Raw genomic sequence first — 12,619 nt, 5'->3', positions numbered from 1 at the left:
CTCCTGGAGCTGGTCGAAGCTCGCATCAGCGCGCAACTGGACTTGTCCGTGGACGTGGATTTCGAAGGGAGCGTTGTAACTTGACATGATTGAATCTTCGTGGTGCCCCGAGCCGGGGTCGGATTCCCGCATGCCTATTGGCTTTGGGGCCGATTCCGGGGGGAAATTGGGGGGACCATTTGCGGCGCCTGCTTCATTGCTGCGCCACGGTTGCCGCATTTTCTCACGATACCGGCGTCGCAGGACCGGCGCGCAACGACTCCATGCTAGGCACGCGAAGCAACTCTGCTGCCTCTTCGACAGTTCCAGCCATCCACTGGTCGTAGTCTGCCGGCTCAATCGGGATCACGCTGCGCTTGTCCTGCTTATCCGCCGCCAGCTTCGGGTCGGGCTTGTGCATGCGGCTCATCAAAGGGTGCGCGTCGGCGTTGATGGTCAGCATGGTGTAGCTCTCGTGCACCTCGCCCGTCGCCTTGTCGGTCCATGTGTTCCACAGGCCCGCCAGTCCCCAGGGGCGGCCGTCGGCGCGACGGAAGCGCCACCACACGTTCTTCCCCGTCTCCCAGTTGGGTTCATCGAAGTCGGCGGCCGGGATGATGCAGCGCTGGCCACGGGCCCATGACAGTTTGTAGCTGGCCTTCGCTGACAGCTCCTCGCTGCGAGCGTTGTTGGTCGGGTACTTGAGCTTTGGCTCTTTCGCGAACCAGGGGATCAGGCCCCACTGCCCCACCACCAGCTCGCGGCTGTAGCCGGCGTCATAGCGCGCACGGCGCAGGAAGGGCCCCTGCCCGCGCGGGAACAGAACCTGGTCCCACCAGCGGGGCGGATGGCGACTTCCGATGGCCCATTCCCGCTCAATCTCCAGCAGGGCCGGGGGTGTGTAACGGTTGCACATGCCGTCACTGTACACCTGTTATCAAAAACACTGTATGCTTTCACAGTGTTTTGCGAAATCACCCCACTACGCTCCAACGGCCTGCGATTGCGGCCTGCTGAATGGCCGGAGCCTACACGCGGCCTGCTGCGGGTTACACACTTGACGCATGACCAGTGCTCAGCGCGCCGCACCCTCCGGCGGGCGGAGCTGCTGGGCGAGTGGGTGAGTCATCCTATCTGCCAGATGCTGTTGTTCGACCCCGAGTTTGTGGACGTGATTGCGGACGGGTTTCTGCTGCGCGGCTTTGTGATCGACGCGAAAGAAGGGCGGCAGCACGAGTACCTGCAGCTTTGGCTTGTAAGACCTCGCAGCACCAACGATGGGCCGCCCCTGGCCCCGTTCGACGCTCGGAAGTGGATGAAGCGGCTGCCCGTGGAAGAGCGTTCCGGCAATGAACCGTCAGTGAGCGAACAATGGCTGAAGACCCACAAAACGACTTGATCCCCTACCCCACCCTGCTGCGCGTGCCAACCTGGTACGGCGGCTTGCCTGATGGCCACGTGCTGCCGCTGGAGCCGACCGCTTACCAAGTTGAGCAGACAGGCCCCGACCGCTGGACCGTGACACTCAAGCACAGCGGTGAGGTGGTGTACCAGGGCATCGGGCCTGTGGAAGTAGTGGAGTCACCGGCGCCGTTTTAAGGATTACACTCTAAGCTCACAAACTGATAGCATTAGTTCGTTGTAAGACAAGGGCTAAATGTTGTTGTAATCTTCGTCAATGCCTCAACATATTGTTGACCACAGCGTTAATTACGGGTACCTTATCACTTAATGGTTTTCAGATATATGGTTGGAGGAACCGATATGCTATGATCCCAGGCTTTGCAAAAAAACTGGGGGATGACAATGGTTTTTGAGGATGGCGTACCAGAGGATGAGCTGCCGCAAGAAGCTATGGCTTTGTGGGGCAAAGTCTTCGAACTTAGCAACACCATCCTGCATCAAAACAAGATGTATGGGTTTGAAGGCATCCGAGAGCATGCGCCAGATCCAAGCATCACAACCATTGTTCAGTACTGCCGGTTTTTCGACCAAGCATTTGATTCTGTGATGCTGTTCGACGCAATCAAGGACATTGGCTACGAAACCCGCCGATGCGTTTTGAATGCGAAGAAGCAAGTGACAACGATGGAGCAGTTGGCACTTGCAGTGCAAGGCGGCAACAAGGCTGACTATGACGCCGCAGTGGAAGCTCTAGGTAAGCAGGCACCTTTCTAGTTTGCGCAAGGAGAACTTATGACTAATCTCAACTTCAACATCAATGGCTTTGTTAAGCCTACTACTAGCGCCGAATGCGCAGAGTTGCTGCGCGAGATGGGCCGTATCGTGGACGAGATGCAGGCTCAATGGAACACCATTGGCCAAGTGCTGGCCGAAAAGGAAGTGACGCCAGCCTAAGCTGCCGCGTTCTCAAATTCGTCAAAAGGCCCGCTGATGCGGGCCTTTTGCTTTTCAATCAATCCTCGGCAGCGGCCCATCATCCCGCCTCGGCTCTGCCCGTCGCTCCACCCTTTCCCGCAGCTCGCGTTCCAGCTCGCGCTGCTCCCGGCGCTGGCGCTGCTGGTGCTGCCGGGTGGCTTTGCGGGTGCTGCGTGCACTGGCGTGCATCGCGCGGCCCGGCTCAGGTTTTCTTTTTGCCAGCTGCAGCGCCTTCAGCCGGGGCGGGCGCGGTAATACCGGGCTCTACCGTGGTGGCGCTGCACTGCCCCGTTACGCCGTATGGCACGTAGCAGGCCGCGCCCAGCTTGAAGCTGCTGCAGCCCGCGAGGGCGATGGCGAACAGTGCGATTGCGATGGTTTTCTTCATGGGGCGTTTCCTTCGGCCGGGGCGGCCTGTTGATGTGACTGGTAATAAGCGCCACCGCCCACCCGGACGGCAGCCCACATGAGGTAGCGGCGCCAGGCGCTTACCTCGTTTTTCATGGCGGCGAAAAAGACTGCATCGGCCCAGGTGCGGTCGCGCCGCTCTGTGTAGAGGTAGTCGTGCAAGATGGCGCTGCGCCGGGCCTTGCCGCCAAATACCAGATAGGCGCCAGGCAGGCGGGGCACGCTGGCCAGGTCGGTGGTGAAGCCGCGCGGCACGGTGATGATTTCGGTGGGCTTGCCGGGCTCTTCGACCCGCACGGTGAAGTGGTCCACCAGCTCCCATTCGTCGCCGTCGCCAATGGGCTTGAGCCAGGGGTCAATCAGGAATGTGACTTGCACGGCGCCCCCTTACATCGTGGCCCGCACATGGGCGAGCGCCTGGGCGTAGAACCCCGGCCAAGTTTGCGGGTGCGGCTTGCCGGGGCGCCAGCAGCGGCGGGCGTACAGGTCCCACGCGGCAGGGGCGTCGCCCAGGGCGGGCAGGCGCTGCGCATCGGTCCACAGCAGCAGGCGGGCCAGGCCTGCGGCCAGCACGTCGTCGTGTTCGATGGCGCGCCAGATGTCGGCAGGCGAGTGCTGCACGCCGCGCGCCACGCACAGCTGGCGCAGCAGGTTGGCAGACGCGGGATGCAGGTACACGCCCCACACGCCGCCACGGCTGGCGCGGGTGCCTTGCTCAAACTGCCAAAAACCACGGGCCGGGCCGTTGCCCAGCTGGCGACGGTGGCGAAAGCGGCTTTCCTGCAGGCCGATGGCATGCAGCAGCACGCGGGCCTGCGGGGTGTTCATGCTGCCAGGCAGCAGGGCCATGGCCGGGTTGATGGCCAGGGTGTCGATAGGGCTCAGGATGGCGTCCACGGCTTATTCCTTCACGAACGGCCGGGGCGTGCCGACCCGCCAAAAGTGCGAGGTGACCCACTGCACTTGCACCACGGCCAGCGCCAGCACCACGCCAAACCAGGGCAGCGGCCAGGCCATGAGCGGCCACGCCATGCCCAGCGCGGCCACGGTGCCCAGCGCCCAGAACGACAGGCGAATGGCGGCGCGCGTGCTGCGGTTGGTCTTTTGCATGCGGCAAAACACGGTGATGAAGAGCACCAGGCACGCGGCTTCGTGCGCTATCAGCAGGTAGTTCATGGCTTGGTACCCCCTCCTACACGCGCCAGCAGGGCGTGCAGCGCAGCGCCCACCGCTTCAAAAACGGGCCGCCAGCCGTTGCCCAGCGCGCCAATGGCAAAGGCCACGGGGGCAAGCGCTTCGCTTGCTGGGATCTGCCAGTGCTTTTGCAGCACGACGGAAATTACCGACGTGAGCACCACCGCCGTGAGCGTGCAGCGCAGCAGCAGCCAGGCGCCGGCCGACTTGGACATGGTGTCGGCCGCGCTCAGGGGCCACAGGGCGCCCGCCAGTGCGGCAAAGACGATCAACGCATACGGCCCCGCCATGGGCCCCAGCAGGGCAATGGATATAACGGCAAGGCTGATGCCGGATGTGGAAGTGGGTTCGGGCATTGGGCTCCCTCTGTTGTAGTTCTCGGTTCACATCGCAGCGGCGCCGATGAACAATTCGTCCATGTCGGCATCGCTCAATCCCAGGCCCTGACCGATCTGCAGCAGCAAAGGCCAGTTGCGCGCAAATTCTTGCGAGTCGTCCCAGTCGATCTGCGCGAGCTGGCGCTCAAGCGGGTCCGCAATGGCGTCGATGGCGGGCTGCACCAGGTCAAACAACCCCGCCAGCACCAGCGCACGGCGCGCCTGGCGACGGGTTACCTTGACCGGCACCAGGGCACGGCGGGCGTCGTCGATTTCTTGGCTGTCCCGTGCAACCACTTCCCATGCCTGCCGCCACTCGCCGCCCTCTTCGACCGGCGCCAGCTCCACCGCCTTGTGCGTTGCGGCGTCGTGCGCTGGTTTGGCTGTGCGCTGTACCGGCGCCCACACATCAAACGCCTCGTTGAACGGCGTGGGGAACATGGTGAGCGGATGCGCCGACTTGATCGTGGCGATGTTGACGGGGTACTCGCCCGTGCTCGTGTTGGTGAAATCGAGTTGCATTTAGACGCTCCCTGCGTTGGATGGGTAGGAGCGGCCACCGCCCCAAATGATGCGCACGGCCGAGGCGTTGGCGCCGTTGTTGATGGTGAGAACTTCGCCGGGAGTCACAGCGATGTTGTTGGCCCAGGCGAGGTTGAGGCCGTAGGCGCCATACGTCCCAGGGCCGGGAACAATGGTGGCGCCGGGCAGCGCGCTGCCATCAGAGCCAGGGCCGCCGTTGGAGGCATAGCTCTCGCCGCCCGTGCCGTTCGGCCCGCCTGTGCCGTTGGTGCCGAGGCCGTTGAGGCCTACACCAGCACCCAGACCGCCCACACCGTAGGGATACGGCGACGAGCCGTAGTTGTTGGCGTGACCACCACCACCGCCACCGCCACCACCGCCGCCTGCACCATTGCCGCCAGCGACGCCGTTGACTTCGCTGGTGCCGTTGGCGCTGTAGCCACCGTTGCCGCCGTCGCCGGTATAGCCGCCGTTGCCGCCGCTGGCGCCAGCGCCGTAGTTGTGGCTGCCGGGCGCCCCACCGTAGCCACCCCCATCGCCCGTAATGGGGTAGCCGGGGCCGTTGCCCGTACCAGCGTGCACCAGCTTGGTGGCACCGCGCGAGATGCCCGCATTGGCGCCCACGGCCACGGCGCTGATGGCGTACACGCCAGCGGGCACCGTCCAGCTGCCGGTGGCGGGCTGCACCTGGCCGGGTGCGGCCTCAAACCGGGCGTACATCATCTTGTGGATCATGTGCTGTACCCCGGCAGCACGGAGGCGTACCAGCCTGCGGTGCCCACTTGCGCGCGTTGGAAGAAAATCAGGTGCCGCTTGCCCGTGGCAAGGGTGGGCGTTGCTCCACCGGCCCACACCGTGCCCGCTGGCATGGTGATGGCCCCGCTGGTGTGGTTGATCTCCACGACGCAGGAGTAGGAGCCCGCCGGGATGTTGGCAAACGTCAGTGTGCGGGCGCCCGCCACTGTCTCGGTGAAGTAATTGCCCTTGCTGCAATCAATGTCGCCACCGGCCAGGGCTACCACCACGTCGGCATGCAGCGCCACGCGGCGCCAGGCCGTCCACACGGGCGTGCCAGACAGCGCGGACGCGGCGCGCACAAACATGGCGCCCGTGGCTTTGTCCACCACGATCTGCGTGGCGGTGTCGCCGCCGCGCGAGACGATGAGCTGCGAGTCGGCCACGCCGGGGCCGTTGGTCACGGTGCCGAAGCTGTAGAAGCCTGAGGCGGTGATGGCGTTGAGGTCAACACTGCCCGCCGGGATGTGCAGCACCACGCCGTCGTCAATGGCTCCGGTGCGCCCGTTGAAACTGGAGACGCCCGCCAGCGCGCTGATGCCCTCGGCCCATGCCGACCCGCTCCACACGCGCCATTTGTTCAGGGTGGTGTCGTAGTAGGTGGCCCCGGCCAGCAGGGGGTCGCCCTGGTTGTCCACCGTGGGCGGGGTGGCCTTGTTGCCCAGGTTGAGCTTGCTGGCGGCGATGGCGCTGGCGCTGGCTTCGCTGGCCTTGGTGATGGCGGTGTCGGCAGCGGCTGATGCCGTGCCAGCCGCTGCGGTGGCTGTCGATTCAGCGGCGGCTGCGGCGCCTGCCGATGCGGCAGCGGCCACCGCGCGCTCGTTGGCCGCCGTGGCGTTCTGGTACGTGTCGGCAGCGGCGCCATTGAATTGCGCCACCATGGCAACCTGCGCACCCAGCAAGGCAAAAGCCTTGCTGTCAAAGTCAACCGGCGTGTCGGACGGCTGCGGCGCAGCAGGCAGGGCATCGATGGTGTCGGGGATAACGATGTCGGTCATGTGAGGCCTTCCAGCTCAAGTTCGCAGTCGGAATAGTTGAAGTAGCTGATGACGATGTCGAAGTTCTTGTAGAACCCGTACACCGTGGTCGACTCGTAGCGGCTGGAGCCGATCCACAGGCACGGCGTGGCACGCACGTCGGTCAGGAACTGGTTGAATGCATCCACCTCGGCAGCGGTGAGCAGCATGGAAAAGCTGGCGCGCCGGGCAAAGGCACGCTCCACCAGCATCACGTCGCCAAATTCGTTGCGCTCTTTGCGGCTGTAGTCCTGAATGCCCACCCGCGCCCCCATGCGTACACCCATCGAGAACTGCCGCTGCTGCCCGATCAGGATCACGCCCACCGCAAGCTCTACGGTGCCGGTGATGTCAATCAGGATGTCCGCACCTGGGTAGCTGGGGAGGTCTTGCAGCAGCACCTGCGTGGGCGCGCGCCGCTCGCCAAAGAACCATGCCCACCAGCCCGGCGCAATGGGCGAACGGGACAGGGCCACGGTCTTGTCGTACACGGTGCCATGGGTGGGGTCGATCACCCGCGCGCGCAGTGACACACCGCCCCTGATGTTGAGCACGCCCAGGGATGTGACAGCCTGCCCCGGCTTGATGCGGTAGCTGATGGCATCGGCCTGCACCACCTGGCTGCTGACGGACTTGTCGAAGGGCTTCCAGCGGTTGGTGGGGCCCACTTCGATCCACTTGGGCGGTATGGCGACAGCCGCTGGGTTGTTGCCCGTGTTGCTGTCGGCAAGGCTCTGATAGACCTTGTGCTGCGCAGCCAGGATGACGCGGTCGTCCTTGGCGTAGGTGGTGCCCGATGCCCACTCAGCGTAGTCGGTCTCAGGCACATCGGTGCTGACCAGCATGGAGGGCAGCACCGCAATGGGGCGCACCACGGTGATTGCATGCATGCTGCTCATGCGACAGCCTCTTCCCTTTCTGGCGGTGTGCCATCCCCATCCCATCGCTCAAGCACGCGGGCCATGCGCAGGTTCAGCCGCGCAATCTCGCCCGCCTGCTGGCGGTTTTCTTCACGCAGGGCGCGCAGCTCGGCAACCAGGTCGGCATTGCCGCCGCCAGACATGGCGCTGGCGATTTGCTGCTGGTTCCAGATCCGCGCGGGGCCGGTGGCTTCCACCTCCCACCCGCGCTCGCCCACCAGCCGCAGGCCGCCAGAGTGCATGCCGCCTGCAGCGAATGCCGGGATGCCCACCGACGCGGCAGCGCGCACCCAGTCCTGCTCGAACAGGCCCGACAGCACCGACAAGTCGCGCAGCGTGCCGCCTGCGGCTTTGATGCTGGTCAGCAGGCCCGTGAGGTCACCCGTGCCGTCAAAAGAGTGATAAAGGTCATAGAGCTTGTCGGCGCGCGCTTCTTCGGCTGCACCCACACCCACATACCCCACGCTGCCACCGGGCACATTGATGGGCACGTTGTACTTGCTGGGGTCCACACCACCGCCGCCCCACGGAGTACCGGCACCAGAGCCGCCACCCGCGCCGGGCTTGCCGGGGGTTGGCTCTGGCTTTTCCGGGTCCAGAATGCCCATCAGGCGCGCAAAGTAGGTGTCCACCGTCTCTGTCAGGGCGGTGGTGCCGTTGACCATCTCTTCCGCGCGTTTGCTCAGGGTGTCCAGGTACTCAAGCTGCTCGTTGATGGCGCGCAGCTGTCGCTCTTCCACGGAGAGCCGCAGGTCGCTCACATCGGCCAGCGTGCTGAGCTGCCCGGCCAGCACCAGCGCGTCGCGTTCGCGATCGAACTGGGTGGCGTACACGCCGCTGTCAATGCCGCCGCGTGCGGCTGCAATGGCGTCTGTGAGGCCTGTGTAGTCCGTGACGGAACCACCGGCCAACACACCGGCAAGGGCGCGCTCCACGTACACCATGCCCTGCGCGGCCTGCATCTGGGCTGTGGTGCTGACGGTGTTGTACAGCTCGCTCGCGTTGCCGCGCAGCATGTCCACGGCATCGGCAATGGCGCCGATGCTGTCGCGCAGTGCGGAGGCTTGGTCTTGCAGTGCAGAGCGGTCACGGTCAACGGCGCGGCGGAAGTCGCTGTAGGCAGCGCTGCGCTGGGCTTCCAGTGCACGGGTAGCGTCTGCTGCGGCGTCGGTAATGCTGGCGAAGGCGCCGGACAGCTGCAGCAGCGTGACATACGCGGCCCGGCCTTCTTCCGTGTTGCGGTCTTGCGCTTCGGCCAGGGCGCGGTACTGCGCACGGGCGTCGGTGGCGTCAATGTCGGGCAGCGTGAGGTTCAGCTTGCCAAGTGCCTCGTTCAGCTGGCGCTCTACCGCTGCGCGTTGCTCTTCAGGCGAGTAGAAGTTCTCGAAGTAGGCGCCCGTGGCGGCTGCCATGGCTTCCAGGCCCCCAAACGCATCGGCCATCGTGCTCGCGGCATCGGCCCCGGCAAGGGATGCTTCGTACACGGTGTTGCCGAGGTTCTTCCAGATGTCATTGACCGTGGACAGGCTGGTTGCCAGGCGCGTGAGGGTGTCGATGGCCTTCTCGCCCTCCCTCGCGTATTCACTCGGGGTGTATTCCCGAGATTCCACCATTTCGCGGACGGTGGTGATGGGCTGATCGTTAACCGTCGCAGACTGCCAAACGATTCTCTCGACTTCCTTGGAAACGGTTTTCCATGAGCCCAGCACCTCCTGTGCCAGCTGATCATTGACGGTGGCAAGAGCCTCCTGAATCTTCGCCTGTGCGTCTTGCTCAGACAGCCCGCGCAGGCTCAGCTTTATGTCTGATGTGAAGGTGCCGATCTTGTCGGCATTCAGGCCCAAGGCATCCGCGAAGCTGGTGACCTGCACTTGCATCGCGTCGAACGTGTCGCCCAGCGTCTTGCGCAGGGTTTCGTCCAATGCCGAGTATTCCGTCTTGTCGGAGCGGAAAACCCCGCCTTCGTAGAACTTGTAGGACCGACCTTCAAACCCGGTGTCGCCGCCGAACTGGCCTTCAATGCCGGAGTCTTTCAGTTCGCGGCCAAAGAGCTTCTTCCACGATGCGGCGATGGCAGCAATGCCAGCCAGCCACGGGGCAGCAGCGGACAGCCCACCCAGCAAGCCCGAACCAGCCCCGGCTGTGACAGGGTTCACCGCAGCAGCAAGGCCGGGATTGGCAAGGCTGGTGCCGATGCCGATGCCCGTGGTGGTGGCAGCCTGCGCACCCAGCCCCAAGAAGCTGCCCACGCGCCCAAGGACGCCCGTGCCGCTGGTGAGGCTGTTGTAAAGGCTGTAGCCCTGCATGCCCATGTTGAGCAGGCCACCACCGCCCGCCGCACCGCCACCAAACGCCCCACCGAGCGCGCCAGAGATGGGCGAGAGCACGGCGCTGATCACCGGGCGTAGCACCAGGGTGTTGAACATGTTTTTGAGGGTGTCGCGCAGGTTTTCTGCAAACCCCTTGCCGGACTCGAAGCCGCGCAGCAACGCATCGGTGAGGCTGCGGTTGATTTCGTCGGTGGTGCGGGTCCAGTCGTCCTGGATGGCTTTGGCCACCACGGCCTCGCCTTCGATGCGCTTGGCGCGGTACAGGCTTTCGCGGGCGGTTTGCTTGGCTTCTTCGCTGGCGCTGGATTTTTCAATGTCTGCCAGTTCTTTGGCGTACTTGAGCTCGACCTGGCGCAGGGCTACGGTTTTGGTGCGCTCCAGGTTGCTCATGCCCACCAGCTGGGATTCGTTTTCGTACAGGGCCGACAACTCTGTGGCCGAGCGCAGCAGTTCGTCGGCGCGGGCGTTGAGGGCCTTGCCGTCGCCGCCGCGCAATGCATCCACGTAGCGCTCTTGTTGCTCAATGGCGTATTCCATGGCCTTGATGCGGGCGGGGTCCCACGGGCCGGCGGCTTTTTCGTTGGCCAGGTAGAGCTGCTGCTGCGCCAGGGCGGCTTCTTCAATGGCGGTTTTGCTGCGGCCCAGGCTGGCATTGGCGGCCTCTTGCTGGTCTGCCTGGGTGCCGTAGGCGTCGCCGGTTTTGACAATGGCATCCAGAAACTTGCGGTAGGCCGCCTCGGATTCCTCGATGGACTTGATGCGGGCTTTCTCGGTGACGGTGGCACGCTCTGCCGCGCCCAGGCGCTCGGCCTCCACAAGCGCCAGCTCTTTTTGCGCACGGGCGGTGCCGGTGATGCTGGTCTTGAGCTCTTCGCGGATCTTGGCGGCGCGTTGCTCGCCGGTGGTGAGCTTTTCGACCTCAGCACCGGTGGCACGCAGCTGGGCCAGGTATTTTTCGGCGGCATCGGCCTGCGCACGCAGGGCGGCCACTTCGTTCTCGCCGCCCGCTGCTGCGCCGCTGCCCTTGCTGGCGTATTGCTCGCGGATGGCGCGCTCGCCACGGGCGATGGCATCGGGCGTGAGACGATCAGAGTTGGGGTTGACGGCGCGAAGGGCGTCTTGCTGTTTGCGGTATTCCTCCAGGGCCTTGTTGAGCTGCTGCTGTTGCGTAAGGCCCTTGCCTTGGGTGCGCTGCAGGGCGTCGCTGGCGGTGATGGCGTCTTTCTCGGCTTTGGTGCGGGCGGCCTGCGCATCGGCACCACGGCGAAGCATGCGCTCATCGCTTTCCATGACGCCCAGGCGCCGCTTCAGGATTTCGATGCCCTTTTCAAGGCCCGACGTGTCGGCATTGGGGTTAATGGCGCGCTTGTCGGCCAGCTCTTGTTGCTGGCGCGTGAGGCGGGCGCGCACCTCGGCCGTGGGGTCTGCTGCGCTGCCGCGGCGGCCCACGTTGAGCATTTGATCCCAAGCCCACTTGGCACCATCGCCCACAGCGCGCCATGCACGCTCTACATAGCCAAGCCTGCCCTCCAGGGTGTCTGCCACAGTGGCCATGGCTTTTTCGTACGTGGCCTGGGACAGCGCAGCCGCCTCTTGTGTTCTGCCCTGGTCTTTGAGCGCTTTGATCTGCTCATACACCGCTGCGGTGAGGTAGTTGTAGCGTTCGTTGAGCTTTTTGGCCGCCTCCACAGGCTCTTTGCCCAGCTCGGCAAATTCCTTGACGGTGTCTTTGACGGCGATGCCTACGTTGCGCTCCAGACGGATGGCGAGCGCGGCCTGCTGCTCAAGCGCGGCGCTGGCCACGTTGCCGGTGCCCACCAATTGGGCCAGCACGTCTGCAGCCTGGGCCTGGGTGCCCACCACGTCAGACACGTTGCGCGCCATGCCGGCCAGCTGGGCAGTGGTGACACCCGCCGCGTTGCCGGTGAGGGCAATGGCTTTGGCGTAGGCGTCGGCCTCTTTGCTGCCCTGGTTGTAGGCCAGCGCCACGGCCACGCCCGCAGCAGCAGCCGCGGTGAAGGGGTTGATGAGGCCCAGCACGTAGCCGCCCAGCGCCCGGGCGGCGTTGCCTGCGCCGCCAAACATGTCTTTGAGCTGGCCGCCTTGCTGCAAAAACACGGTGAGCGGCGCCTGGCCGCCCTGCAGGCTGGTGATGATGTCGGTGAACTGCGCAGGCACGCCACGCAATGCGGCGGCCGTTTGCTTGGCAGAGATGCCGACAGCGTCCACCCCGCCCACCACGCGGCGCAGGCCCGCCTCGGTTTGCTGTACGCCGTCGAGGCCGATGGTGATGCCGATGGGGGTGGTCATGCTGCGGCGCCTTCAGGGGTTGTGCGGTGGTGGCTGGTTTTGCTGGTCGCGCTCGCGGGCTTCGGCCCAGAAGTCGAGGCAGGCGGTTTCGCAGGCCTGGATGCAGGCAAAGAGCTCGCGGCGGCGCCTGCCCCTGCGGGGCAGGTGTTCGTCCAGGTAGGCCTGCACGCCGGCGTAGTCGAGCCCTTCGCGGCCACCCATGCCGCTGCTGCGCCACTGGGTTTGCAGGCTGCGCCAGTGGTTCCAGGCGGGCACGCAGTCGGGCCAGAGGTAGGCGGTGGCGTTGTCGCCGGGCTGGTCGCTGTCGCCCGCGCCTGCGGCGTTGTCATCAAACGCGCCCACGGCCGATAGCTGGGCCAGCAGGCCACCCATCGGGCTTGATGGGTGCG

16 protein-coding genes are annotated in these 12,619 nt (G+C 64.9%); 4 read left to right on the top strand and 12 right to left on the bottom strand.

Going from position 1 to position 12,619, the window contains the following annotated elements:
- Nucleotides 1-223 precede the first annotated feature (223 nt).
- Complete coding sequence (locus ACK4OE_RS15550) at nt 224-895, bottom strand: SOS response-associated peptidase (protein WP_409885781.1); 672 nt, start codon at nt 893-895, stop codon at nt 224-226.
- 225 nt (nt 896-1,120) lie between these two features.
- Here ACK4OE_RS15550 and ACK4OE_RS15545 point away from each other — a divergent pair, with 225 nt between their 5' ends.
- From ACK4OE_RS15545 to ACK4OE_RS15530, 4 genes are all read left to right on the top strand, one after another.
- Entirely contained in the window at nt 1,121-1,378 is a 258-nt protein-coding gene (locus tag ACK4OE_RS15545; RefSeq protein WP_409885779.1) for a hypothetical protein, read from the top strand.
- On the top strand, nt 1,351-1,578 hold the full coding sequence (locus ACK4OE_RS15540) for a hypothetical protein (RefSeq protein ID WP_409885777.1): 228 nt from the start codon (nt 1,351-1,353) through the stop codon (nt 1,576-1,578). Before ACK4OE_RS15545 ends, ACK4OE_RS15540 begins: the two co-directional genes overlap by 28 nt.
- A gap of 183 nt (nt 1,579-1,761) precedes the next feature.
- Nucleotides 1,762-2,157 carry a hypothetical protein gene (locus ACK4OE_RS15535; protein WP_409885775.1) on the top strand — a complete coding sequence of 132 codons (396 nt, stop codon included), beginning with the start codon at nt 1,762-1,764 and terminating at the stop codon, nt 2,155-2,157.
- 18 nt (nt 2,158-2,175) lie between these two features.
- Nucleotides 2,176-2,337, top strand: a complete 162-nt coding sequence (locus ACK4OE_RS15530) for a hypothetical protein (protein ID WP_409885773.1) — start codon at nt 2,176-2,178, stop codon at nt 2,335-2,337.
- Between the two features lie 223 nt (nt 2,338-2,560).
- On the opposite strand, the gene ACK4OE_RS15525 is transcribed toward ACK4OE_RS15530, so the two are convergent.
- Genes ACK4OE_RS15525 through ACK4OE_RS15475 form a run of 11 tightly spaced genes read right to left on the bottom strand, consistent with a single transcriptional unit; the run spans nt 2,561 to nt 12,602 of the window.
- Entirely contained in the window at nt 2,561-2,746 is a 186-nt protein-coding gene (locus ACK4OE_RS15525) for a lipoprotein (protein ID WP_409885771.1), read from the bottom strand.
- Nucleotides 2,743-3,144: a DUF1353 domain-containing protein gene (locus ACK4OE_RS15520; RefSeq protein WP_409885769.1), complete on the bottom strand. Its 402-nt coding sequence runs from the start codon at nt 3,142-3,144 to the stop codon at nt 2,743-2,745. The genes ACK4OE_RS15525 and ACK4OE_RS15520 overlap by 4 nt, the downstream gene beginning before the upstream one ends.
- A 9-nt stretch (nt 3,145-3,153) precedes the next feature.
- Nucleotides 3,154-3,615 carry a hypothetical protein gene (locus tag ACK4OE_RS15515; RefSeq protein ID WP_409885783.1) on the bottom strand — a complete coding sequence of 154 codons (462 nt, stop codon included), beginning with the start codon at nt 3,613-3,615 and terminating at the stop codon, nt 3,154-3,156.
- Between the two features lie 51 nt (nt 3,616-3,666).
- The gene (locus ACK4OE_RS15510) at nt 3,667-3,942 is read right to left on the bottom strand and encodes a hypothetical protein (protein WP_409885767.1); all 276 of its coding nucleotides are present in this window, start codon (nt 3,940-3,942) and stop codon (nt 3,667-3,669) included.
- Nucleotides 3,939-4,316, bottom strand: a complete 378-nt coding sequence (locus ACK4OE_RS15505; protein ID WP_409885765.1) for a hypothetical protein — start codon at nt 4,314-4,316, stop codon at nt 3,939-3,941. The genes ACK4OE_RS15510 and ACK4OE_RS15505 overlap by 4 nt, the downstream gene beginning before the upstream one ends.
- A gap of 27 nt (nt 4,317-4,343) precedes the next feature.
- Nucleotides 4,344-4,859: a hypothetical protein gene (locus ACK4OE_RS15500; protein ID WP_409885763.1), complete on the bottom strand. Its 516-nt coding sequence runs from the start codon at nt 4,857-4,859 to the stop codon at nt 4,344-4,346.
- A complete protein-coding gene (locus tag ACK4OE_RS15495) occupies nt 4,860-5,594 on the bottom strand; it encodes a hypothetical protein (protein ID WP_409885761.1) in 735 nt (244 codons plus the stop codon).
- Nucleotides 5,591-6,652, bottom strand: coding sequence for a pyocin knob domain-containing protein (locus ACK4OE_RS15490; RefSeq protein WP_409885759.1), 1,062 nt, complete (start codon nt 6,650-6,652; stop codon nt 5,591-5,593). Before ACK4OE_RS15490 ends, ACK4OE_RS15495 begins: the two co-directional genes overlap by 4 nt.
- A complete protein-coding gene (locus ACK4OE_RS15485; protein WP_409885757.1) occupies nt 6,649-7,569 on the bottom strand; it encodes a carbohydrate-binding protein in 921 nt (306 codons plus the stop codon). The genes ACK4OE_RS15490 and ACK4OE_RS15485 overlap by 4 nt, the downstream gene beginning before the upstream one ends.
- Entirely contained in the window at nt 7,566-12,230 is a 4,665-nt protein-coding gene (locus ACK4OE_RS15480; protein WP_409885755.1) for a phage tail length tape measure family protein, read from the bottom strand. The genes ACK4OE_RS15485 and ACK4OE_RS15480 overlap by 4 nt, the downstream gene beginning before the upstream one ends.
- A gap of 12 nt (nt 12,231-12,242) precedes the next feature.
- Entirely contained in the window at nt 12,243-12,602 is a 360-nt protein-coding gene (locus ACK4OE_RS15475) for a DUF1799 domain-containing protein (RefSeq protein WP_409885753.1), read from the bottom strand.
- Nucleotides 12,603-12,619 lie beyond the last annotated feature (17 nt).

It is taken from the genome of Acidovorax sp., assembly GCF_046314175.1.
Lineage (GTDB): Bacteria > Pseudomonadota > Gammaproteobacteria > Burkholderiales > Burkholderiaceae_C > Acidovorax.
This window is presented reverse-complemented; position numbering and strand designations above follow the sequence as displayed.